Raw genomic sequence first — 22082 nt, forward strand, 5'->3', positions numbered from 1 at the left:
TCATCGCGGCCGGCCCGGCACGCCCGGCCGCCGCTGCCACGGGCGCGGCCCGTCGAGGGGCCGGTACTCCACGCCGAGTGCGTCCAGCCGCGGCAGGTGGTGCTCGGCCAGCCGCGTGTGGAACTCCGCGCCATCGCGTTCGGGCGGGCTCCACACGACCTCGGCGAAGGCGCACAACCGCGGGAACGTCGCGTAGTCGACCCGCCGCACCGAGTCCAGGTGCTCGGTCCACACCTGCGCCTGCGCCCCGAGCACCCCGGGCGGCGGCTCCCAGCGGTGGACGTCGGCCAGGGTCCGCACGAACCCGACCGGGATGGGCTCGTCGTCGCCGTCGGCCTGCCGGTGGTCGAGGTACACCGCCTGCTCGGGACACGCGACGACCTGGCAACCGGCGTCGATCGCCCGTGCCACCTGGGTTTCGTCCCGCCACGCGCCGATCACGGTGCCGGCGGGCAAGGCGGTCCCGGCGTCCAGGACCTCGTCCCAGGCGTGCGCCCGCCGGCCGCGCGCGTGCAGGTGCTCGATCATCCGCGCGGTGAACTTGCCGTGCTCCGGTGTGGCGCCCGGCGCCTCGTCCCCGCCGACGCCGATCACCTCGGACGGGAAGATGTCCAGCACCTCGTCGAAGACCGCGCGGAAGAACTCCACTGTGGACTCCGACGGGTCCAGCAGGTCGGTGCTGACGCCCCACGACGTCCACACGTCGAGCTCGCGCCCGCCGCCCAGCTCCGGGTACGCGGCGATCGCCGCGCGGGCGTGGCCGGGCACGTCGATCTCGGGCACCACCGTGATCGCCCGCGCCGCCGCGTAGGCGACGATCTCCCGCAGGTCGTCGCCGGTGTAGAACCCGCCGTGCGGCCGCCCGTCGCGCTCCGGGCCGTCGTGGCGGCCGACCATCGACTCCCGCCGCCACGACCCCACCTCGGTCAGCCGCGGGAACGCCGGGATCTCCACGCGCCAGCCCTGGTCGTCGGTGAGGTGCAGGTGCAGCACGTTCAGCTTGTGCGCGGCGAGCAGGTCGGTGAACCGCAGCACCTCGGCCTTGGTGCGGAAGTGCCGCGCCACGTCGAGCAGGCAGCCGCGCCAGGCGAACCGCGGGTGGTCCACCACCGTCCCGCACGCCAGCTCCGCCGTCCCGCGCAGCGGCACGGCGCGGAACGCGTCCGGCCCGATCAGCTGCCGCAGCGTCTGCCGCGCGTAGAACTCGCCCGCGGCGTCCGGCGCCTCGATCAGCACCCCGTCCGGCCGGATCGTGAGCCGGTAGCCCTCCGCGGGCAGGTCCGCCGCCCGCACCTCGACCGGCGCCGGCCACCGGCACGTCCCGGGCGCGGCGGTGACCGACACCGGCCGGGGGAGCAGCGCGGTCAGCGGGGTCACCCCTTCACCGCCCCGGCCATGCCGCCGACCAGCCTGCGCTGGACGAGCACGAAGAACACCAGCACCGGCACGGTCATCAGCGTCGAGGACGCCATGATCGCGCCCCAGTCGTTCTCCTCCGGTTTGAAGAACACCAGGATCGCCTGCGGCAGCGTCTGGTTCTCCGAGCGGGAGATGATGAACGTCTTGGCGAACAGGAAGTCGTTCCACGCGTGGATGAACGACAGCACGCTCGTCGCCACGAGGCCGGGCGCCACGAGCGGGAACAGGATCTGCCACACGAACCGGAACCGGCTCGCCCCGTCCACCTTCGCCGCCTCTTCGAGTTCGGCGGGCACCGCGGCGACGAAACCGCGCAGCATCCAGATCGCGAACGGCAGGCTGAACGCCAGGTGCACCAGCACCAGCGAGCCCAGTTCGTTGAGCCCGAACGCGGGCGCCACCTGCCCCACCGAGCGCATCAGGAAGAACAGCGGGATCGTCAGCGCCTCCACCGGCACCATCTGCGCGACCAGGAGCATCACCAGCAGCACCGTGCGGCCGCGGAAGCGGAACCGGGTCAGCGCCACCGCGGCCAGGAACGCGAACAGCAGCGACAGCGCCACCACGACGAGCGCGACCACCAGGCTGTTGAGGAAGTACCGGCCGAACCCGGACACGGTCAGCACTCGCTGGAAGGAGCCCAGCGACGGCGCGAACGTCCACGGCGCGGCCGACTGCACCTCGCCCGGTGGTTTCAGCGCGGTCAGCACCATCCAGTACAGCGGGAACGCGACCACGGCGGCGACGAGCACGGTGACGATCTCGGCGAGCGTGCGGCCCGGTTTCCGCACCAGCGTCGTCATGCCAGCCCCGCCCGCTGGGACCGGACGTACAGCCCGGTGACGGACAGCAGCAGCACGGTCATCACCACCCCGATCGCCGCGCCGAGGCCGTAGCGCGAACCGGCGAAGGCCTGCTGGTAGGCGTAGACGTTGAGCACCAGGTTCCGTCCCGCGACGCCACCGCCGCTGGTCATCACGTAGATCTGCGTGAACACCTTGAAGTCCCAGATGATCGACTGCACGGTCGCGATCAGCAGCATCGGCCGCACCATCGGCAGCAGCACCGAGGTCGTCGTCCGCCACGCGCCCGCACCGTCCAAAGTGGCCGCCTCGACCACTTCGGCGGGCACCGCGCGGATTCCGGCGTACATGGTCACCAGGACGAACGGGAACGAGCACCAGATCACCTCCAGCGCCACCAGGCCGAACGCGCTGGTGGTGCCGAAGGTCCAGGAGTGCCCGGCCATGCCGCCGAAGCCGAGCGACGCGAGTGCCTCGTTGACCAGCCCGAAATCGGCGTCGAAGAGGAACAGCCAGATGTAGGACCCGGCCACCGCGGGTGTCGCCCACGCGCCGAGCGCGGCGAGGAACAACAGCGTGCGGGGCACCGCGCGGACCTTGCTCGCCAGCACCGCCAGACCGGTGCCCGCCACCAGGCTGCCCACCACGCACACCGCCGCGAACACGACGGTCTTGGCGAGCACGGTCCAGAACGTGGCGCTGCCGAGCAGTTCCACGTAGTTCGCCAGCCCGAGGAACCGCAGCGGCGCGTTGCCCGCCGCCTCGGCCTGCCCGTAGTCGTAGAACGAGATGACGACGAGCTGGTAGATCGGGTAGGCCAGCACCACCAGCAGCAGGATCGCGGCGGGGGCGAGGTAGCGGACGGCGGCGGGGCCGTCCCCGCGCCTGCGGCGGCGCGGGGACGGTGCGGGCGGCGCTGTCGGCGCCTCGGGCGCCAGCAGGTTCGGGGTGGCCACGTCAGCCGCCGAAGGCCTGGTTCATCGCCTCGTTCGCGGCCGCGAGCGCGGCGTCCGGGCTCTTCTCCCCGGTCGCGATCTGCTGCACCGCGGTCGGCAGCACGCCCTGCGCGTCGATGCGCGACCAGGCCGGGCTGGACGGCACGAACTTCGTGCCCGCCTTGAGCGTCGCCACGAAGGGCTCCAGGAACGGGTCGCTCGCCGCCACCTGGTTCTGCACCGCGGTCAGCGTCGGCAGGTTGCCCATCGCCTCGTACATCCGCGCCTGGTACTTCGCCCCGGCGAGCAGTTCGGCGAACTCGGTGGCCAGGCCGCGGTGGCTGGTCGCGCGGAAGACGCCGAGCAGGTTGCCACCGGCGAACGCGGGCGCGACCGACCCCGGCTGCGTGCCGGGCAGCGGCACGACCGCGTACTTGCCCCGCACCGCGCCGGCTTCCACGGCCTTGCGGTTGAAGTCGCCGCCGATCGTCATCGCGGCCTTGCCCCCGGCGAACGCCTGCACGCTCTGGGTGCCGGTCGAGTTCGCGCACTGCTCCGGCGGGCAGATGCCTGGGCTGAGCAAGCTCGCGTAGGCGCTGACCCCGGCCGCGGTGGCGGGCGAGGTGAGGTCGCCGCGCCAGGCGCCGCCGGTGTTCCGGGCGACCTCGCCGCCGTGGGCCCACACGAACGGCAGCAGCGCGTAGGTGTACTTGCCGCCGACCGAGATGCCGTACAGGTCGGGTCGCGCGGCGCGGATCGCGCGGGCGGTCTCGGCCAGCTCGGCCAGCGTCGCCGGCGGCCGCAGGCCGAGTTCGGCGAACACGTCGGTGCGGTAGTAGAGCGCGCGGATGCCCGTGTACCAGGGGATGCCGTAGGTCTTGCCGTCCGCCTTCGCGGTGTCCAGGACGCTCGCCTGCAGCCCGGCGCCTTCCGGCCAGGCGCGGATGTCCTCGGTGAGGTCGGCGAGCGCGCCCGTCTGGGCGTAGCTCGCGACGTCGGTGTTGCCGAACTCGGCGACGTCCGGCGCGCTGGCCGGATCGTTGAAGGCGCCGGAGAACCGGTCCGCGCGGCCTTCCACCGGGATCCACTGGACGTCCACCTTGACTCCGGCGTGCGCGGCTTCGAATTCCGTGACCGCGTCCTTCACGACCGCTTCCTTGGGCGCGCGGTTCGCCTCGTCGAACAGCCAGACCCGCAGGGTTCCGGTCTTCTCGTCACCACCGGGCCCGGCAGGCCCGGTCTGGGCCGGCGCGCAGGCCGCGGCGGTGGCCACGACCGCGAGCGCGGCGAGGGTACGACGGATTCTCAACGCAGCCTCCGTTGCGTGTCACGCAATGTGCGTTTCGCTATTGGCAACAGAGCCTAAATCGGACGTTCACCTCGCCACAAGGTCTAGACCATTACCACTGCGTAACTCCCTCAGCGGAACAACACGGTGGCGACCTCGGGCACCGACAGTTCGCCCTCGGCCGCGCCGAGCCGTCCGGTCGCCGGATCGCGGGGCAGCCAGGTGACCGTCCCGGAACGCTGGTTCGACACGTACAGCCGGCGCGCGGACGTGTCGAAGGTGAAGTGGCGCGGCCAGTTCCCGCCCGTCGGCGCCGCCTGCACCGGCGTCAGCGCGCGACCGGTGCGCAGCGCCGCGATCGTGTTCGCGCCACGCACCGAGACGTACACGAACCGGCCGTCCGGGGACACCGCGATCTCCCCGGGGTAGTCCTGGTCCCGCACGCCCACCGGCACCGCGTCGCCGAGCCGGACCTCGCCGCGCACCGGGTCCCACGTGCCCGGCACGACCGCCGGGTCCAGCTCGCACGCCACGTACAACGCGCGCCCGCCCGGGTGGAACGCGAGGTGCCGCGGCCCGGTCCCCGCGGGCAGCGAGACTTGCTGGTGGGCGACCAGCTTCCCCGCGTCGAGCCGGTAGACGTACACCGAGTCCGTGCCCAGGTCCACGGCCAGCACCCACCGGCCGGACGGATCGGGCAGGACCTGGTGCGCGTGCGGCTGCGCGCCCGCGTGCCGCACCAGGTCCGTGGCCTCGCCGAGCGTCCCGTCGCGCCGGATCGGGTGCACCACCAGCGATCCCGACGTGTAGTTCGCAGTCAGCAGGTGCCGCCCGGCCACCGAGAGGTGCGTCGGACCGGCCCCGAGCGTCGAACGGCTGCCGAGCACCGCCGGCTTCAGCGGATCACGCACGTCGACCGCGGTGACCGTGCCGTCCTCGGTCTCGTTGGTCGCGTACAGCAGCTTCTTGTCAGCCGACAACGCGAACCACGACGCGGCGGGCACGCCCGGCACGGTGAACCCGCGCCGCAGGCCCGCCTCGCCGGCGAGGGCGACGTCCAGGCCTGCGGCGTAACTGCCCACGAAAGCCACCCGCGGCGGCGACGAGGGGATGGTCACCGGAACGGCCAGCAGGCCGGTAGCGCCGAGAAAGGTGCGGCGGCGGATGTCCGGCACGGCACTCCTCCTACACGATCGCCATCAGGATCGCGGACATCGCGAACCCCGACACGGACAGGATGGTTTCCAGGACGGTCCAGGTCTTGAGCGTTTCGCCGACGGTCAGCCCGAAGTACCGCGACACGATCCAGAACCCGCCGTCGTTGACGTGCGAGGCGATGATCGACCCGGCGGCGATCGCGACCACGATCAGCGCCAGCTGCGCCTGCGAGTACCCGGCATCGGCCAGGCTCGGCGCGATGATGCCGCCGGTGGTCACGATCGCGACCGTCGCCGAACCCTGCGCGAGCCGCAGCCCGCAGCTGATCACGTAGGCGGCCGCGATCACCGGCAGGCCACCGGCCTGCAGCGAGTCGGCCACCGCCTTGCCGATCCCGGTCGCCGACAGCACCGCGCCGAAGAACGCGCCCGCGCCCACCACCAGCAGCAGCATCGCCACCGGGCGCAGCGCGGCGGCCGACAGCGCGGACAGCTCCTGGCCGGTCATCCCGCGGCGGGTGCCCAGCAGCCAGGACGCGAGCAGCACGGCGATCGTGAGCGCCACCGCGGGCGTGCCGACGAACGCCGCCACCCCCGCGGCCGCGGAGTTCTTCGGCAGCCAGATGCTGCCGAACGTGCCGGCCAGGATCAGCACCAGCGGCACCGCGATGATCGCCGACACCAGCCCCAGCGACGGCCCGGGCCCCTCCTCGCCGTCCTCGTCGACGATCATCTCCGCCGGAACCTCGATGTTCATCCGCTTGCCGATCCACGACGGGAACACCACGCCGGCGAGGAACCACGCGGGCAGACCGCACACCGCGCCCATCAGGATGATCCAGCCGAGGTCGACGTGCAACAGCCCGGCCGCGGCCACCGGGCCAGGGTGCGGCGGGATGAACGCGTGCGTCATGGACAGCCCGGCCAGCAGCGGCAGGCAGTACAGCAGCAGCGACCGGCCGCCCTGCCGCGCGGCGACGTACACGAGTGGCGCCAGCACGAAGATGCCGATGTCGAAGAACACCGGAACCCCGAAGATCAGGCCGGCCAAGCCCATCGCCAGCGGCGCGCGCTTCTCGCCGAAGGCCCGCAGCAGCGCGCCGGTCAGCACCCGCGCCCCGCCGGACTTCTCCAGGATCGCGCCGAGCAGCGTGCCCAGCCCGATGATCGCGGCGATATGGCCGAGGATCCCGCCGAAACCCTTTTCCAGCAACGAGTCCGACGTCTTCTGCGCGGTGCCGACGATCGTGCCGACCGGCAGCCCGGCCGCCAGCGCGGTGAGCAGCCCGACGATGATCAGGGCGATGAACGGTTCGGTCTTGAACCGGATGATCATGACCAGCAGGACGGCGATCGACACCGCCGCGAGCGTGAGCAGCCCTCCGGTGGAGTGCTGCAGCCAGTCGATCAAGCGGACCTCCTGAGTGAACGGCCGGCGAGCGCGCCGGTGGGCCTGCCGTCGTCGATGGCCGCGACGCCGTTGACGAAGACGTAGGGGATGCCCGCGGCCTGCTGCCGCGGGTCGTCGAAGGTGGCCGTGTCGGCCACGGTGTCCGGGTCGAACAGCACCAGGTCGGCCGCGTACCCCGGCTTCACCAGCCCGCGGTCGGTCAGCCGCAGCCGTCGTGCGGCCCGCCCGGTCAGGTGCGCGACGCAGTCGGCGAGGTCGAGCACGCCCAGCTCCCGCACGTACCGCGCGAGGTAGCGGGGGAAGGTGCCCCAGGCCCGCGGGTGCGGCCGGTCGCCGACGAGCAGGCCGTCGCTGCCGCCGGTGTGCGTGCGGTGGCGCATGATCGCCTGCACGTTCTCCTCGTGCCCGACGTGCATCAGGCACGACGTGCCGAGCCGTTCGGAGACCAGCACGTCGAAGTACAGCCGCGCGGCGGGCACCCCGGCGCGCCGGGCGGACTCGGCCACCGAAAGCCCGACCAGGTGGGCGTTTTCGGCCGTGCGCACGCCGTTGATCTCGATGCACTCCCAGTCGATCGGCACGCCGTGCGCGCCGTCGGAACCGGTTTCCTCGATTTCGGCGCGGATCCGCTCCCGCGTCTCCGGATCGGCCAGCCGCTCCAGTGTCGCGTCGATCCCGCCCTCGGCAGCCCAGCTCGGCAGCAACGCGGACAGGTACGTCGCGCCGGGCAGGTACGGGTAGGTGTCGAGGGTGATGTCCACGCCGTCGTCGAGCGCGGCGTCCAGCAGCCGCAGCAGATCCGGCGCCCGGCCCTTGTTGACGGAGAAGTTCATGGTGGCGTGCGCCAGGTGCAGCGGGCACTTCGCGCGGCGGCACACCTCGACCATCTCCGCGAACGCCTCCAGCGCGCCCGCGCCGTAGCTGCGGTGGTGCGGGCTGTAGTAGCCGCCGCGCGCGCCGACGACCTCGCACAGCGCGACCAGTTCGTCGTCGTCGGCGTACATGCCCGGGGTGTAGGTCAGGCCCGAGGACATGCCGACCGCGCCCTCGTCCAGGCCGGTCGCGACCAGCTCGCGCATCCGGTCCAGTTCGGACTCCGTGGCAGGCCGGTCGTCGAACCCGACGGCGAGCATCCGGACGGTGCCTTGCGGGACCAGGTAGGCGGCGTTGACGGCGACGCCGCGATCGAGCCGGTCCAGGTACTCGCCGACCGAGCGCCAGTTCCAGTCGAACCCGGGCGGGTCGTCGTTCCAGCCGGCGAGCTGCTCGCGTAGCGCGGCCAGCGTGGTGTCGTCGACCGGGGCGTAGGACAGCCCGTCCTGGCCGAGCACCTCGGTGGTCACGCCCTGGGACACCTTCGCCAGGTGGTCCGGCGCGGCGAGCAGCTGCAGGTCGGAGTGCGAGTGCATGTCGACGAAACCGGGCGCGAGCACCAGCCCGTCCGCGTCGATCACCCGCGTGCCGGTCAGGCCGGGGCCGATGTCCGCGATCCGGCCGTGCTCCACACCGACGTCGGCCCGGAACAGGGGAGCGCCGGTGCCGTCGGCGATCCGCGCGCCACGCAGAACGAGGTCCATTGTGGACTCCTAGAAGTAGGTGCGGACGAAGTCCACGACGGTGTCGCCGTCGACCACGGGCAGCAGCGGCCACTTGTCGAACACGGTGCACGGGTGGGACAGGCCGAGCCCGACCCAGTCGCCGACCCGCAGCGGCGAATCCGGTGGCAGCGCGACGAAGGCGTGCTGGTCGTTGAGCGCGGTGACGGTGTGGCCGGTCAGCTTCGCCGGTGGCTCACCCGGACGCCGGTGCCACTGCGGCTCGGGCAGGCCCTCGTCGAAGGAGGCGTCCCGCTTGCCCAGGGTCAGCAGGGCGAGGTCGCCGGTCGGACGCGAGGTCACCTGGGCCCAGGCGCGCAGCGCGGAGCGGAACTGCGGGGTCCCGGCGATGCGCGGCTGCTCGCCGAGCGGGGAGATGCCGCGGTAGAAGCCGTCGTCGTGGGTCAGGTAGGTGCCGCTGCGCAGGACCGGCACCACCGGCAGGCCGTCCCAGTCCCCGGTGAGCGCGGCGGCGACCTGGTCGAAGTAGGCGCTGCCGCCTGCCGTGACGATCACCTGGTCCAGCCCGGCGAACAGGCCGCGACGCCCGATCGCGGCGGTGAGCTCGCGCAGGCGACCGAGGTAGGTGTCGACCGTCCGCCGCGATTCCGGGCCCGGGTCGTGGGCCAGCGCGCCCTCGTAGCCGCCGGTGCCGGCCAGTCGCAGGGCCGGGCTCGCGTGCGCGGCTTCGGCGATCGCCAGCGCGGTGTCCAGGTCGCGCGCGCCGGTGCGCCCGCCGTCGCCGCCCAGTTCGACCAGCACGTCGACCTGGCGGCGTGTCCCGCGCAGCGCCTCGGTCATCAGCTCGACCGACGCGACCGAGTCCACCCAGCAGCTGAACTCGAACTCCGGGTGCGCGTCCAGCTCCGCGCCGAGCCAGCGCAGCGCGGCGGAGTCGACGAGCTGGTTGGCCAGCAGGACCCGGGACACGCCGAAGGCGCGGTAGATCCGCAGCTGGCTCGCGTTGGCCGCGGTGATGCCCCACGCGCCGTGATCCGCCTGCCGCGCGAACAGCTGCGGCGCCATAGTGGTCTTGCCGTGCGGCGCGAGCCGGACGCCGACCTGGGCGCACCACTCCGCCATGGTCCGCAGGTTGTGCTCCAGCGCGTCCGCCTCCAGCACCACCACCGGACCGACGAAACCGCCGGTGAACAGGCCGGGCCGGCGCGCGGCGGCCTCGGCGAGGGTGAGCCCCCACAGGTCGGCGGGGAGGGATTTGAACCGCCAGTCGAGCCGTTCGCCCGCGATCGCCGCCAGCGCGGCCGGGTCGAGGGTGCACTCGGAGGAAGCCATTCGAACTCCGTTGCGTGTTGTGCAACGCACGTTGCGCAAAATGAATGCGATAGGTGTAGCATCCGGTTCGTGGCAGGTCAATGGAGCGAACGTGAGCCAGAGTCTTGATCGCGGGCTGAGCCTGCTGACCGCGCTCGCCGGCGGCGCGACCACCCTGGACGAGCTCGCCGACGCGCTCGGCGTGCACAAGTCGACGGTGCTGCGGCTGCTGCGGACCCTGGAGGCGCAGCACTTCGTGCAGCGCGAGGGCGCGCGGCACTACCGGCTCGGCAGCGCCCTGTTCGACCTGGCCAACCGCGCGCTGGAGGGCCGGGACGTGCGGCGCGAGTCCGCGCCCGCCCTGGCCGCGCTCAACGACCGCACCGGGCACACCGTGCACCTGGCCACCTACGAAGACGGCGAGGTCGTCTACGTCGACAAGTACGAGGGCAGGCACAGCGTGCGGATGTACTCCCGCGTGGGCAAGCGCGCGCCGCTGCACTGCACGGCGGTCGGCAAGGTCCTGGTGGCCGCGCTGCCGGAGGCCCAGCGGGAGAAGGTCGCGCGCGACCTGGACTACCCGCGGCTGACCGCGAACACGATCACCACGGCCGACGAGTACCTGGCCGAGCTCGCGCGCGTCGCGGAGCGCGGGTACGCGGTGGACAACGCCGAGCACGAGGACTTCATCCACTGCGTGGCCGCGCCGGTGCGCGGACCGGGTGGGGCGGTGCTCGCGGCGGTGTCCCTGTCGGTGCCGAAGGTGCTGCTGGACTACGACGGCCTGCTGGCGCTGCTGCCGGACCTGCGGGCCGCCGCCGAGGACGCGTCCACCCACAACGGGTGGACCCGATGAGGAAGGAACTCCTACATGGCGAAGGTCGCGATCACCACGGAGAACGCCCCCAAGGCCGCGGCGAACTACTCGCCGGCCGTGCGCAAGGGCAACATCCTCCAGCTGGCCGGGCAGGTCGCGTTCGACCCGAAGACCGGGGAGGTCGTCGGCGCCTCCGTGGGTGAGCAGACGCGCCAGGTGTTCCGCAACCTGGAGGCGGTGCTCACCGAGGCCGGCGCCGGCTGGGAGGACGTCGTGATGGTGCGCGCGTACCTCACCGACACCGGCCACTTCGCCGAGTTCAACGAGGTCTACAACCAGCTCATCCCGGAGCCGTACCCGGCCCGCACCACCGTGTACGTCGGGCTGCCGAAGGGCCTGCTGGTGGAGATCGACCTGCTGGCCGTGGTGGACTGATTCCCGGCCGGAATGCTTCCGGGTCGACGCGACAGCGCCCGGCAGGGAGTCCCCTGCCGGGCGTTGTCCGGACCTTGGTGTTGTGCGGGCCGACTCGTCAGTAGGCGGGGCCGGTGTACTTCTCGCCAGGGCCCTCGCCCGGCGCGTCGGGCACGGCCGAGGCCTCCCGGAACGCCTTCTGCAGCGACTGCAGCCCGTCCCGCAGGGGAGCGGCGTGCACGCCGAGGTACTCGGCCGAGGCGGTGACCAGGCCGGCGAGCGCGGTGATCAGCCTGCGGGCCTCGTCGAGGTCGCGGTGCGGGCTGGTGTTCGGGTCCTCGTCGGCGAGCCCGAGCCGCTCGGCCGCCGCGGACAGCAGCATCACCGCGGCCCTGCTGATGACCTCGACGCTGGGGATGTCCTGCAGGTCGCGGACGGGCGGGGAAATATCGCCCGGGTCGGGCGCGTTGGAACCATCGTCAAGCACGTCTGGTACCCTTCCACGTGCGACCAGTCCCCGAGGAATCGGGGGCGGCAAGTGGAGCCCCGCTCCCACCCGAGCCGCCGCACGAGGCAGCCGGGTCCGGTCCCGCCACGGGCGTTGCCCGTGGCGGCGGAACGTTCGTCGTAGCCGTCGGACGTGATCGGAAAGCAGGGCCCCGCATCCTGGCCATCAGGCCTGGGACGGGGCCCGTGGTATGTGGGCACCAGGTCGAGCAGGCTAGACAACACACCTCGGACCAAGGAGGCCACATCAGCGCCGAGACACGCATCAACGAACGCATCCGCGTTCCCGAGGTCCGGCTCGTCGGACCGAACGGCGAACAGGTCGGCATCGTCCGGATCGAGGATGCGCTCAGGCTCGCCCAGGAAGCGGATCTCGACCTCGTCGAGGTCGCCCCGCAGGCGCGCCCGCCGGTCTGCAAGCTCATGGACTTCGGCAAGTTCAAGTACGAGAGCGCGCAGAAGGCCCGCGAGTCACGCCGTAACCAGCAGCTCACCGTCATCAAAGAGCAGAAGCTGCGCCCCAAGATCGACCAGCACGACTACGAGACGAAGAAGGGGCACGTGTCCCGCTTCCTCGCCGCGGGGAACAAGGTCAAGGTGACCATCATGTTCCGCGGTCGTGAGCAGTCGAGGCCGGAGCTGGGTTTCCGGCTGCTGCAGAAGCTCTCCGAGGACGTGGCCGAGCTCGGTTACGTGGAGGCGTCCCCGAAGCAGGACGGCCGCAACATGATCATGGTGCTGGCGCCGCACAAGAACGCCAAGCCCAAGCAGAAGGCCGCCAAGGAACCCGTCGACTCCTGACGGGCGCCGCGACCGACGCAGTTCGCAGCACACCGGGATCTCCGGTGTGCTGCACCATGAAAGAGAGCACTCAAATGCCGAAGATGAAGACGCACAGCGGGACCTCGAAGCGGATTCGGGTCACCGGCAGCGGCAAGCTTCGCCGCCAGAAGGCCGGCCGCCGCCACCTGATGGAGAAGAAGTCGAGCCGGGTCACCCGCCGCCTGGAGGGCACCGGCGAGGTCGCCAAGAACGACGTCGGCCGGGTCAAGCGGCTCCTCGGCCGCTGACGCCTCTCCTCTTCCGCCGTAAACCCCCCGGGGCGCCGACCGCGCCCCCTGAGATCGACAGGACGGACCCGTGGCACGCGTCAAGCGGGCGGTCAACGCCCAGAAGAAGCGTCGCGCAACTCTCGAACTGGCCAGCGGTTACCGCGGCCAGCGCTCGCGGCTGTACCGCAAGGCGAAGGAGCAGATGCTCCACTCGCTCAACTACGCCTACCGGGACCGCCGTGCCCGCAAGGGTGACTTCCGCCAGCTGTGGATCACCCGCATCAACGCGGCCGCCCGCCAGAACGGCGTGACCTACAACCGCTTCATCCAGGGCCTCAAGGCCGCTGGTGTCGAGGTCGACCGCAAGATCCTCGCCGACCTCGCCGTCAACGACCCCGCGGCGTTCACCGCGCTGGCCGAGCTGGCGAAGCAGAACGTGACGACCGGGCCGAGCGACGAGAAGAAGTCGGCCTGAGCGAGCACACCGATCTGACCCGGCCCGGGGCGGCTCCGTTCACCGAACGGACCCCCCGGGTCGTTGCTGCGCGGCGCCTGACGCGCCGCGCCGAGCGCGACAAGACCGGCCGGTTCCTCGCCGAAGGCGCCAACGCCGTCGGCGCGGCACTGGCCCGCGATCCCGGCGCGGTGCACGAACTGTTCGTCACCGACCGCGCCGCGCAGGCTCATCCGGACCTGGTCGACGCCGCGGGCGAAGCGGGCGTGCGGGTCTCGCCGATCACCGACCGCGCCGCCGCCGGGCTGTCGGAAACCGTGACGCCGCAAGGGATCGTGGCCGTCTGCTCACTGCTCGACCGTCCCCTCGACGGGCTGCTCGGCAGCACCGCCCGGCTGGTCGCCGTGCTCGACGGCGTGGCCGACCCCGGCAACGCGGGCACCGTCATCCGGGTCGCCGACGCGGCGGGCGCCGACGCGGTCATCCTCACCGGCGACAGCGTCGACCCGCACAACGGCAAGTGCGTCCGCGCCTCCGCGGGCAGTCTCTTCCACCTCCCTCTCGCGCGCGTGCGCGACACCGCCGCGGCGCTCGCCGCCTGCCGCGAGGCCGGGCTGCGCCTGCTCGGCGCCCACGGCTACGCCGAGACCGAGCTGGGTTCGGTCGACGCCGCCGCGCCCACCGCTTGGGTCTTCGGCAACGAGGCCCACGGGCTCTCGCCCGAGGTCCTCGCCGCCGTCGACCTGCCGGTGCGGATTCCGCTCTACGGCGCGGCGGAGAGCCTAAACCTGGCCACGGCGGCCGCCGTGTGCCTCTACACCAGCGCGATGGCGGCCCGTCGTCCGGCCGGGTGACGCGCCGGTCCCGGATCGCGATCGCCTAGAATCCACCGGTAATCGTCACGTGTGCACCTCGCACGGCGGATCCCGTCCAGCGGACACCGAGGAGTTATGTCCGGAGCCACCGAGAAGCAGGACCTGACCCCGGCCGAGGCAACCTCGCCCGAGACCCTGGGGGCGGCGGTGAAGCACGCCGAGGCCGAGTTCCAGGCCGCAGGCGACCTGGACGCCCTGGCCGCGGTGAAGCCGGCCCACCTGGGTGACCACTCGCCGCTGATGCTCGCCCGCCGCGCCATCGGCTCCCTGTCCAAGCAGGAGAAGGCCGAGGTCGGCAAGCGGGTCAACGAGGCGCGCCAGGCCATCCAGGCCGCGTTCGACGCCCGGCGGGCCAAGCTGCTGGCCGAGCGGGACGAGCGCGTCCTGCGCGAGGAGGCCGTCGACGTCACGCTGCCGTGGGACCGGATCCCGCGCGGCGCGCGGCACCCGCTCACCACGGTGAGCGAGCGGATCGCCGACGTCTTCGTCGCCATGGGCTGGGAGGTCGCCGAGGGCCCCGAGCTGGAAGCCGAGTGGTTCAACTTCGACGCCCTCAACTTCGCCAAGGACCACCCCGCCCGGCAGATGCAGGACACCTTCTACGCCGGTGAGCCGGGCTCCGGCCTGGTGCTGCGCACGCACACCTCGCCGGTGCAGGCCCGCACGCTGCTGCACCGCGACCTGCCGGTGTACGTCGTCTGCCCCGGCCGCACCTACCGCACCGACGAGCTGGACGCCACCCACACCCCGGTGTTCTCGCAGGTCGAGGGCCTCGCGGTGGACAAGGGCATCACGATGGCCCACCTCAAGGGCACCCTGGACGCGTTCGCCCGCGCGATGTTCGGCGAGAAGTCCAAGACCCGGCTGCGCCCGCACTTCTTCCCCTTCACCGAGCCCTCCGCCGAGGTCGACGTCTGGTTCGAGGAGAAGGCGGGCGGCCCCGGCTGGGTCGAGTGGGGCGGTTGCGGCATGGTGCACCCGAACGTGCTGCGTGCCTGTGGCGTCGACCCGGACGTCTACTCCGGCTTCGCGTTCGGCATGGGCATCGAGCGGACCCTGCAGTTCCGCAACGGCATCCCCGACATGCGCGACATCGTCGAGGGCGATGTCCGCTTCACCCTTCCCTTCGGAACGGAGGCCTAAGTGCGAGTCCCCGTCAGCTGGCTGCTCGAGCATCTGGATGCCGGCGAGGTCGGACCGCAGGAGCTGGCCGAGGCCTTCGTCCGCATCGGCATCGAGGTCGACGAGGTCCGGCCGCTGGACCAGGTCACCGGGCCGCTGGTGGTCGGCCGCGTCGCCGAGATCGAGGAGCTGACCGGCTTCAAGAAGCCGATCCGGTTCTGCCGGGTCGACGTCGGCGAGGAGGCCTCCGAGGACGAGCCCGCCGACGACGAGGGCCCCTCGGGCATCCGCACCCGCGGCATCATCTGCGGCGCCACCAACTTCGTCGAGGGCGACCTGGTCGTCGTGGCGCTGCCCGGCACGGTGCTGCCCGGGCCGTTCGAGATCACCTCGCGCAAGACCTACGGCCGCGTCAGCGACGGCATGATCTGCTCCGCCCGCGAGCTCGGCCTCGGCGACGACCACACCGGCATCCTGGTGCTCCCGCCGTCGACGGCCAGCCCCGGCGACTCCGGCCACGAGGTGCTCGGCCTCGGCGACACCGTCCTGGAGCTGACGCCGACCCCCGACCGCGGCTACGCCCTGTCGGTCCGCGGGCTGGCGCGCGAGCTGGCCGCCGCGCTCGACGTGCCCTTCGGCGACCCGGCCGCGCTCGACCTGCCGCCCGCCGAGGGCGAGGCCTGGCCGGTCGAGATCGAGGACCCCACCGGCTGTGACCGGTTCGTGGTGCGCCGGGTGACCAGCCTGGACGCCGGAGCCCCGACCCCGTGGTGGATGCGCCGCCGCCTGCTGCTCGCCGGGATCCGGTCGATCTCGCTGGCCGTGGACGTCACCAACTACGTCATGCTCGAGCTGGGTCAGCCGCTGCACGCGTGGGACACCGCGTCGCTGCAGGGCGGCCTGGTCGTCCGCCGCGCGAAGCCTGGGGAGAAGCTCACCACCCTCGACGACGTGGAGCGCACGCTCGACGCCGACGACGTCGTGATCGCCGACGAGCGCGGACCGGTGTCGCTGGCGGGCACGATGGGCGGCGCGAGCACCGAGATCAGCACCGAGAGCACCGACGTCCTGATCGAGGGCGCCCACTGGGACCCGCCGTCGATCAGCCGCACCGCGCGGCGCCACAAGCTGTTCTCCGAGGCCGCGAAGCGGTTCGAGCGGTTCACCGACCCGCAGGTCTGCGCGGCGGCGGTGGAGCGAGCCTCCCGCCTGCTGCGCACCTACGGCGACGGCAGCATCCAGCCCGGCCGCACCGACGTCGGTTCCGTCGAGCCGCCGTCGCCCATCACGATGCCGATCAGCCTGCCCGACCAGATCGCCGGCGTGCGCTACGAGCGTGGCGTCACCGTCCGGCGGCTGAACCAGGTCGGCTGCAAGGTCACGGTCGGCGCGGGTGACGACGGTGTCGCGACGGTGACCGCGACGCCGCCGAGCTGGCGTGGCGACCTGAAGCAGCCTGCCGACCTCGTCGAGGAGGTGCTGCGGCTCGAGGGTTACGACAGCATCCCGTCGGTGCTGCCCACCGCCCCGGCCGGCACCGGTCTGAGCGCTGCGCAGCGGCGCCGCCGCACCGTGTCGCGGGCGCTGGCCGAGGCCGGTTACGTCGAGGTCCAGCCGTTCCCGTTCGTCGGCGAGACGGTGTGGGACGCGTTCGGCCTGCCTGCCGACGACGTGCGCCGCAAGACGGTGCAGGTGCGGAACCCGCTGGAGGCGGACAAGGACCGCCTGGCGACGACCCTGCTGCCCGGTCTGCTGGAGACGTTGCAGCGCAACGCTTCCCGCGGCTTCAAGGACCTCGCGTTGTTCCACATCGGACAGGTCGTCCTGCCCGGCGCGAGCCCCGTGCCGATGCCGGAGCTCGGGGTCGGCGGACGCCCGACGGACGAGGACCTGGCGCAGCTGGAGGCGGCGGTGCCCGCCCAGCCGCAGCACGTGGCCGTGGTGCTCGCCGGCCAGCGCGAGCAGGCCGGCTGGTGGGGCAAGGGCGAGCAGGCCGGGTGGGCCGACGCCGTCCAGGCCGCGCGCCTGGTCGGCCAGGCCGCCGGTGTCGAGCTGCGGGTGCGCAACGCCGAGCTCGCGCCGTGGCACCCCGGCCGCTGCGCCGAGCTGCTCGTCGGCGACTGGCCCGTGGGGCACGCCGGTGAGCTGCACCCCAAGGTGATCGAGGCGCTCGGCCTGCCCAAGCGGACCGTGGCGATGGAACTGGACCTGGACGCGATCCCGCTGCAGGACCGCAGGCCGGCCCCGGTGATCTCGCCGTACCCGCCGGTGCTGCTCGACGTCGCGCTGGTCGTGGACGCGAAGGTGCCCGCCGCGGATCTCGCTGAGGCACTGGTGGTCGGCGGCGGCGATCTGCTCGAGGACGCCTCGCTGTTCGACGTCTACACCGGCGACCAGGTCGGCGAGGGCAAGCGGTCGCTGGCCTACAAGCTGCGTTTCCGCGCCCCGGACCGCACGCTCACCGTGGAGGAGGCGACGCAGGCGCGCGACGCCGCCGTGGCCGAAGCGGCCTCGCGCCACGGCGCGGAGCTGCGCGCCTAGGGCCGTCCACCGCCGAGGTGTTTGAGCGCTTCCCGCACTGACAACGGCGACAGTGCGGGATGCGCCTCGACGAAGGCGCGCACCCAGTCCGGCTCGGTGCGCGCGTAGTCGCGCAACGCCCAGCCGATTCCCTTGCGCAGGAAGAAGTCCCGGTCGTCCTGGTTGGCCTCGATCGCCGATGCCAGCAGGTCGCGGTCGGTGTCCGCCTTGGCGGTCACCTGGCAGATCACCGCCGTCCGGCGCCGCCACTTGTCCTCGTCGTGGGCCCAGCGCCGCAGCACCGGCGTCATCCGCTCCCGGTCGGCTCGCAGGATCGGCCCCACACGGTGGATGGCGACGTCGTCCACGTAGTCCCACCACGCGCCCGTGACGATCATCTCCTCGTAGAGCGGCATCAGCGTGTGGTCCTGAAACCGCGCGTAGGCCCGGTGCCCGGTGAGGTCGATCGCCAGGTAGCGCTCCTCCCGGAAGGCGGCCTCGCGCCACAGCGCCAGGACCGCCGCGACGAACGATTCCCGGTCCGGCAGCGGATGTTCGGCGAAGACGCGCCGCGCCAGCTTCGCCCGCTCTGGTTTGTACACGCCCCGGAAGTCCATCTCGGACTTCAGGTACCGGCGCATGTGCGCCGCCTTCACCGGATCGGCCAGCTCCGCCAGCCCCGAGCGCGCCGCCCGGACCAGTTCGTCTGCGTCGTCCATCCGCAGTTCCTTCCCCGTCGGGTGGCATCCAGGATCCCGCCGCGAGTCGGCTGGCGGAAAGCGCCGTGATCCACGATCTTGTCGTGAGGTTCTGACCGCACAGTCGACGAGAAGGAGCACTGTGAGCAAGCTCGTGCCCGCGATCCTCGCGGCCGGTGCGCTGGCGAGTTGCCTGGTGGCGGTGCCCGCGGCCGCCGCACCGCCACCGCCCGCCGAGTTCACGCCCGCCCCGATCAGCTGGGGCCCGTGCGGAGCGGCCGGCCTGGCTCGCGCCGGCGCCGAATGCGGTTTCCTCGAGGTGCCGATGGACTACCGGGATCCGGCCGGCGCGAAGATCTCGCTCGCCGTCTCGCGCGTCCGCCACACGAGCGCCGACTACCAGGGCGTGATGCTCGTCAACCCCGGCGGTCCCGGTGGCTCCGGGCTGGCGCTGTCGACGATCGGCCGGGCCGTGCCGAAGGACGCGGGTGCGTCCTACGACTGGATCGGCTTCGACCCGCGCGGCGTCGGGGCCAGCAAGCCGGCGCTGTCCTGCGACCCGGAGCACTTCGCGTACAACCGCCCTGCCTATGTGCCGTCCACACCGGACTTGGAGCGGACCTGGCTGCAGCGCTCCCGCGACTACGCCGCGGCGTGCGAGAAGAACGGCCCGCTGCTGCGGCACATGCGCACCACCGACGTCGCCCAGGATCTCGACAGCCTGCGCAAGGCGCTGGGCGCCGAGCAGATCAACTACTACGGCTTCTCCTACGGCACCTACCTCGGCCAGGTGTACGCCACGCTGTACCCGCAGCGGGTCCGGCGGATGGTGCTGGACAGCAACGTCGACCCACGCAAGGTGTTCTACCAGGCCAACCTGGACCAGGACGTGGCCTTCGACCGCAACATCAAGATCTACTTCGACTGGATCGCCCGCCACGACGGCGTCTACCACCTGGGCACGACGGGCAAGGCCGTCGAGGACCTGTGGTACGCCCAGCAACGCGAGCTGACCCAGGCGCCGGCGGGCGGCGTGATCGGCCCGGCGGAGTGGACGGACATCTTCCTGCAGGCCGGCTACTACCAGTCGACCTGGACGGGACTGGCCGAGGCCTTCGCGGGCTGGGTGCACCAGCGGGACTGGCAGACGCTCAAGACCCGCTACGACAAGACGAACTCGCCCAGCGACGACAACGGGTTCGCCGTCTACAACGCCGTGCAGTGCACCGACGCGCCCTGGCCGCGGAACTGGACCACCTGGAAGGTGGACAACTGGATCACCCATGCGAAGGCGCCGTTCGAGACCTGGGGCAACGCCTGGTACAACGCGCCGTGCCGCACCTGGCCAGTGCCCGCGGGCAAGCCGGCCGACGTGGATGGCCGTGATGTCGCGGGCGCACTGCTGATCGGGGAGGAGCTGGACGCGGCGACCCCGTTCGAGGGCAACCTCGAGGTGCGCCGCCGGTTCCCGCAGTCGAGCCTGATCGCGGAGCCGGGCGGCACCACCCATGCCGGTTCGCTGTCCGGGAACGCGTGCGTGGACGACCGGATCGCGGACTACCTCGCCACCGGAGCGCTGCCGCCGCGGCAGAGGGGCAACGTCCCGGACGCGGTCTGTGAGCCACTGCCTGAGCCGGTGCCGGAGGGCGCGCCCGACGCCCGCACGGACCGGGGCGGGCCCGGGCAGCCGGCGGAGCTGCGCGAGGCGCTGCCTTAGCGAGCGCCCGTCTATGCCGCCGGTGCGGTGCGGCTCGTGCTCGCGACCGGGGCGTTGCCGCCGCGTCAGAGGCGCAACGGCCCGGACGCCGTCTGGGAGCCGCTGCCCGAGCCGGTGCCGGAGGGCGTACCTGGCGTCCGTGGGGGTCGCGGCGGATTCGGGCAGCTGGTCGAGCTGCGCGACGCGTTGCGTTAGTTCGCCCCCGCTCGCGCGGCCGGTGTGGTGCGGCTGCTGCTCGCCACCGGGGCGTTTCCGCTGCGCCGGAAGGGCAACGGCCCGGCCGCGGTCTGTGAGCCACTGCCCGAGCCGGTGCCGGAGGGCGTACCTGGCGTCCGTGACGAGCGGGGCGGGTTCGGGCGGCCGGCGGAGCTGCGCGAGGCGCTGCGTTAGCGAGCGCCCGCCTGCGGGGCTGGCGCAGTGCGGCTGGTGCTCTCTACCGGTGCGTTGCCGCCGCGGCAGAGGGGCAGCGGCCCGAACGCGCTCTATGAGCCACCGCCCGAGCCGGTGCCGGAAGGCGCGCCTAGCGCCCATGCGGACCGGGGCGGGTTTGGGCAGCTGGTCGAGCTGCGCGAGGCGCTGCGTTAGCGGGCGCCGTTCCACGTTGCCGACGCGGTGTGACTCGTGCCCGCTACCGGGGCGCCGCGCCGGCAGGGCAACGGCCCGGACGCCGTCCGCGAGCCACTGCTCGAGCCGATGCCGGAAGGCGCGCCCGGCGCCCGTGCCGGGCCCGAGCAGCCAACCGAGCGGCGCGACGCCCTGCTTGCCGCGGTGCGTTTCTGACCGCCCGTCCATGCGGCCGACACAGCGCGGCTCATGCCTGGTCATCGGCTCGTCCTCACCGGGGTGAGCCCGCGGATCGGCTCGGCCACGAGCCCGTACCGCGCCGTGAGCCGCGGGTAGCAGCGCGCCAGCGTGGCGGCGTCGAGCGCGGGCCGCTCGCCGGGTGGCGACCCCTGGGGACCGGCCGCACCCAGGACCGACGCGAGAGCCTCCCGGCACGCCGCTGCCACCTCGCCGGTCCCCGGCGGGGCCAGCAGCCGGAGCGCGAGGCCGGCGAGTTCGCCGGATCGGGTGATCTCCAGCGGGTCGGCCGGGAAGCTCGCCAGCACGTCCGGGTCCACCAGCGCCCGGTGGTACGCGCGCCGCCCCCGCAGCACCAGCCAGCACACGCCGTCCCGCAGCTGACCGGCCCCGGCGCCGCCGAGGACCAGGCCGAACGCCGTCCACACGTCCCACCGGCAGGCCCGCAGGTGCAGGCGCCGGAAGTGGTGGTGGAACCGGATGACCTCCAGCGCCGGGCGCCCGCGCAGCAGCTCGCCGATCTCGGCGACGGTGCGCCCGGCGACCAGCCGCCAGAACTGGTGTTCCCTCATGTCTCCCCCAGTGGTCCGCGATGAGGTGAACAACGTTAGGACCGGGGTACGACAATTTCGGTTCGCGACCACCCGGCGACGCTTGGTGACCGAAAACTGTCGGTGAGGGTCGCTAGCGTGCCGGGCATGAACATCATCGAAGAGCACCGGAGCACTCTCCGGGCCGGTAACACCACCTTTTCCATCGAGGTCACCGCGCTGCCGGGCGGCGGCCGTGACGCGCTCGCCGACCGTCTCGTGATCAGGGTCGGCGCCGCCGGCGCCGAGGGCGAGCCGGTGGCCGACGGCCAGATCGAGGTCGCCGCCGGTGCGGCGGCGACACTCGGCTCGGTGCTGTCGGAGACCCTGCGGCACCACGCGGCGCTGGCCGATCCGGGTGGCCGAAGAGGCCGCGACCGGCCGGCAGGTCAGGGCAAGCCGTGGACGCCGGAGCTCGACGCGGAACTCGAGCGACGGTGGATCGCGGGGGAGAGCGTCGCGGACATCGCCCGCGAGCTCGCCCGCAGTCCCGGCGGCATCCGGGCGCGCCTGCCGCGGGTGGGGTGCGACCCGGAACGCCGCGGCGAGTACCTGCCCGATCCGCCCAGCATGCGTCCCGCGCCGGAGGGGAGCGGAGATGCGGCCTGAGCCGGACGCCTCACCCGCTGGCGTGG

Annotated in this window: 24 protein-coding genes; 13 read left to right on the plus strand and 11 right to left on the minus strand. The window is 72.6% G+C overall.

Annotation, left to right across the window (positions count from 1 at the left end; translation table 11 throughout):
- The 8 genes from AMY39116_RS0325245 to AMY39116_RS0325280 all read right to left on the minus strand — a co-directional run bounded on the left by AMY39116_RS0325245 (position 1) and on the right by AMY39116_RS0325280 (position 9901).
- Positions 1-1377 carry a beta-N-acetylhexosaminidase gene (locus AMY39116_RS0325245; protein WP_020420404.1) on the minus strand — a complete coding sequence of 459 codons (1377 nt, stop codon included), beginning with the start codon at positions 1375-1377 and terminating at the stop codon, positions 1-3.
- Positions 1374-2222: a carbohydrate ABC transporter permease gene (locus tag AMY39116_RS0325250; RefSeq protein ID WP_020420405.1), complete on the minus strand. Its 849-nt coding sequence runs from the start codon at positions 2220-2222 to the stop codon at positions 1374-1376. The genes AMY39116_RS0325245 and AMY39116_RS0325250 overlap by 4 nt, the downstream gene beginning before the upstream one ends.
- Positions 2219-3178, minus strand: coding sequence for a carbohydrate ABC transporter permease (locus tag AMY39116_RS0325255; protein WP_020420406.1), 960 nt, complete (start codon positions 3176-3178; stop codon positions 2219-2221). The genes AMY39116_RS0325250 and AMY39116_RS0325255 overlap by 4 nt, the downstream gene beginning before the upstream one ends.
- Position 3179: 1 nt before the next feature.
- Positions 3180-4466, minus strand: coding sequence for an extracellular solute-binding protein (locus AMY39116_RS0325260; protein ID WP_027936217.1), 1287 nt, complete (start codon positions 4464-4466; stop codon positions 3180-3182).
- A 110-nt stretch (positions 4467-4576) separates the two neighbouring features.
- Complete coding sequence (locus AMY39116_RS0325265) at positions 4577-5620, minus strand: lactonase family protein (protein WP_020420408.1); 1044 nt, start codon at positions 5618-5620, stop codon at positions 4577-4579.
- Between the two features lie 10 nt (positions 5621-5630).
- Positions 5631-7013, minus strand: coding sequence for a GntP family permease (locus AMY39116_RS0325270; protein WP_020420409.1), 1383 nt, complete (start codon positions 7011-7013; stop codon positions 5631-5633).
- Positions 7010-8590 carry an amidohydrolase family protein gene (locus AMY39116_RS0325275; RefSeq protein ID WP_020420410.1) on the minus strand — a complete coding sequence of 527 codons (1581 nt, stop codon included), beginning with the start codon at positions 8588-8590 and terminating at the stop codon, positions 7010-7012. The genes AMY39116_RS0325270 and AMY39116_RS0325275 overlap by 4 nt, the downstream gene beginning before the upstream one ends.
- Positions 8591-8599: 9 nt before the next feature.
- Complete coding sequence (locus tag AMY39116_RS0325280; protein ID WP_020420411.1) at positions 8600-9901, minus strand: amino acid deaminase; 1302 nt, start codon at positions 9899-9901, stop codon at positions 8600-8602.
- A gap of 91 nt (positions 9902-9992) precedes the next feature.
- On the opposite strand from AMY39116_RS0325280, the gene AMY39116_RS0325285 reads away from it, so the two are divergent.
- Positions 9993-10736 carry an IclR family transcriptional regulator gene (locus AMY39116_RS0325285; protein WP_020420412.1) on the plus strand — a complete coding sequence of 248 codons (744 nt, stop codon included), beginning with the start codon at positions 9993-9995 and terminating at the stop codon, positions 10734-10736.
- Between the two features lie 15 nt (positions 10737-10751).
- Positions 10752-11132 (plus strand): RidA family protein, encoded by a 381-nt coding sequence (locus AMY39116_RS0325290; RefSeq protein ID WP_020420413.1) that lies wholly within the window; start codon positions 10752-10754, stop codon positions 11130-11132.
- Positions 11133-11229: 97 nt separating this feature from the next.
- Here AMY39116_RS0325290 and AMY39116_RS0325295 read toward each other — a convergent pair whose 3' ends face one another.
- Positions 11230-11598, minus strand: coding sequence for a DUF1844 domain-containing protein (locus AMY39116_RS0325295; RefSeq protein ID WP_020420414.1), 369 nt, complete (start codon positions 11596-11598; stop codon positions 11230-11232).
- A gap of 206 nt (positions 11599-11804) precedes the next feature.
- On the opposite strand from AMY39116_RS0325295, the gene infC reads away from it, so the two are divergent.
- The 6 genes from infC (at position 11805) to pheT (ending at position 17662) form a co-directional block, all read left to right on the plus strand.
- Complete coding sequence (infC, locus tag AMY39116_RS0325300) at positions 11805-12419, plus strand: translation initiation factor IF-3 (protein ID WP_017981979.1); 615 nt, start codon at positions 11805-11807, stop codon at positions 12417-12419.
- 74 nt (positions 12420-12493) lie between these two features.
- Positions 12494-12688 (plus strand): 50S ribosomal protein L35, encoded by a 195-nt coding sequence (gene rpmI / locus AMY39116_RS0325305; RefSeq protein ID WP_020420415.1) that lies wholly within the window; start codon positions 12494-12496, stop codon positions 12686-12688.
- A gap of 70 nt (positions 12689-12758) precedes the next feature.
- Positions 12759-13145, plus strand: coding sequence for a 50S ribosomal protein L20 (rplT, locus tag AMY39116_RS0325310; protein WP_017981981.1), 387 nt, complete (start codon positions 12759-12761; stop codon positions 13143-13145).
- 14 nt (positions 13146-13159) lie between these two features.
- On the plus strand, positions 13160-13978 hold the full coding sequence (locus tag AMY39116_RS0325315; RefSeq protein ID WP_084506156.1) for an RNA methyltransferase: 819 nt from the start codon (positions 13160-13162) through the stop codon (positions 13976-13978).
- Positions 13979-14074: 96 nt separating this feature from the next.
- Positions 14075-15142, plus strand: coding sequence for a phenylalanine--tRNA ligase subunit alpha (gene pheS / locus AMY39116_RS0325320; protein ID WP_020420417.1), 1068 nt, complete (start codon positions 14075-14077; stop codon positions 15140-15142).
- Positions 15143-17662 carry a phenylalanine--tRNA ligase subunit beta gene (pheT, locus tag AMY39116_RS0325325; protein ID WP_020420418.1) on the plus strand — a complete coding sequence of 840 codons (2520 nt, stop codon included), beginning with the start codon at positions 15143-15145 and terminating at the stop codon, positions 17660-17662.
- On the opposite strand, the gene AMY39116_RS0325330 is transcribed toward pheT, so the two are convergent.
- Positions 17659-18360, minus strand: a complete 702-nt coding sequence (locus tag AMY39116_RS0325330; RefSeq protein ID WP_020420419.1) for a DNA alkylation repair protein — start codon at positions 18358-18360, stop codon at positions 17659-17661. The genes pheT and AMY39116_RS0325330 overlap by 4 nt on opposite strands.
- A gap of 121 nt (positions 18361-18481) precedes the next feature.
- Between AMY39116_RS0325330 and AMY39116_RS0325335 the strand changes: the two genes are divergently transcribed.
- From AMY39116_RS0325335 to AMY39116_RS46305, 4 genes are all read left to right on the plus strand, one after another.
- Positions 18482-20056 carry an alpha/beta hydrolase gene (locus AMY39116_RS0325335; RefSeq protein WP_020420420.1) on the plus strand — a complete coding sequence of 525 codons (1575 nt, stop codon included), beginning with the start codon at positions 18482-18484 and terminating at the stop codon, positions 20054-20056.
- A 36-nt stretch (positions 20057-20092) separates the two neighbouring features.
- Positions 20093-20251 carry a hypothetical protein gene (locus tag AMY39116_RS46295; protein WP_157358686.1) on the plus strand — a complete coding sequence of 53 codons (159 nt, stop codon included), beginning with the start codon at positions 20093-20095 and terminating at the stop codon, positions 20249-20251.
- A 27-nt stretch (positions 20252-20278) separates the two neighbouring features.
- A complete protein-coding gene (locus tag AMY39116_RS46300) occupies positions 20279-20446 on the plus strand; it encodes a hypothetical protein (RefSeq protein ID WP_157358687.1) in 168 nt (55 codons plus the stop codon).
- A gap of 231 nt (positions 20447-20677) precedes the next feature.
- Positions 20678-20836, plus strand: a complete 159-nt coding sequence (locus AMY39116_RS46305; protein ID WP_157358688.1) for a hypothetical protein — start codon at positions 20678-20680, stop codon at positions 20834-20836.
- Between the two features lie 41 nt (positions 20837-20877).
- Here the strand turns inward: AMY39116_RS46305 and AMY39116_RS44785 are convergent, their stop codons facing one another.
- On the minus strand, positions 20878-21429 hold the full coding sequence (locus AMY39116_RS44785) for a DUF4240 domain-containing protein (protein WP_020420422.1): 552 nt from the start codon (positions 21427-21429) through the stop codon (positions 20878-20880).
- Positions 21430-21555: 126 nt separating this feature from the next.
- Between AMY39116_RS44785 and AMY39116_RS0325355 the strand changes: the two genes are divergently transcribed.
- On the plus strand, positions 21556-22056 hold the full coding sequence (locus AMY39116_RS0325355) for a helix-turn-helix domain-containing protein (protein ID WP_020420423.1): 501 nt from the start codon (positions 21556-21558) through the stop codon (positions 22054-22056).
- Positions 22057-22082: the final 26 nt, after the last annotated feature.

Origin of the sequence: Amycolatopsis sp. ATCC 39116 (genome assembly GCF_000231075.2) — a bacterium.
GTDB lineage: Bacteria > Actinomycetota > Actinomycetes > Mycobacteriales > Pseudonocardiaceae > Amycolatopsis_E > Amycolatopsis_E tucumanensis.

What these genes read in the sequence shown, in the direction of transcription:
- AMY39116_RS0325250 (WP_020420405.1), bottom strand. Translation starts at nt 2,222, where the DNA reads ATGACGACGCTGGTGCGGAAACCGGGCCGCACGCTCGCCGAGATCGTC.
- AMY39116_RS0325275 (WP_020420410.1), bottom strand. Translation starts at nt 8,590, where the DNA reads ATGGACCTCGTTCTGCGTGGCGCGCGGATCGCCGACGGCACCGGCGCT.
- AMY39116_RS0325280 (WP_020420411.1), bottom strand. Translation starts at nt 9,901, where the DNA reads ATGGCTTCCTCCGAGTGCACCCTCGACCCGGCCGCGCTGGCGGCGATC.
- AMY39116_RS0325290 (WP_020420413.1), top strand. Translation starts at nt 10,752, where the DNA reads ATGGCGAAGGTCGCGATCACCACGGAGAACGCCCCCAAGGCCGCGGCG.
- rpmI (WP_020420415.1), top strand. Translation starts at nt 12,494, where the DNA reads ATGCCGAAGATGAAGACGCACAGCGGGACCTCGAAGCGGATTCGGGTC.
- pheS (WP_020420417.1), top strand. Translation starts at nt 14,075, where the DNA reads ATGTCCGGAGCCACCGAGAAGCAGGACCTGACCCCGGCCGAGGCAACC.
- AMY39116_RS0325330 (WP_020420419.1), bottom strand. Translation starts at nt 18,360, where the DNA reads ATGGACGACGCAGACGAACTGGTCCGGGCGGCGCGCTCGGGGCTGGCG.
- AMY39116_RS44785 (WP_020420422.1), bottom strand. Translation starts at nt 21,429, where the DNA reads ATGAGGGAACACCAGTTCTGGCGGCTGGTCGCCGGGCGCACCGTCGCC.
- AMY39116_RS0325355 (WP_020420423.1), top strand. Translation starts at nt 21,556, where the DNA reads ATGAACATCATCGAAGAGCACCGGAGCACTCTCCGGGCCGGTAACACC.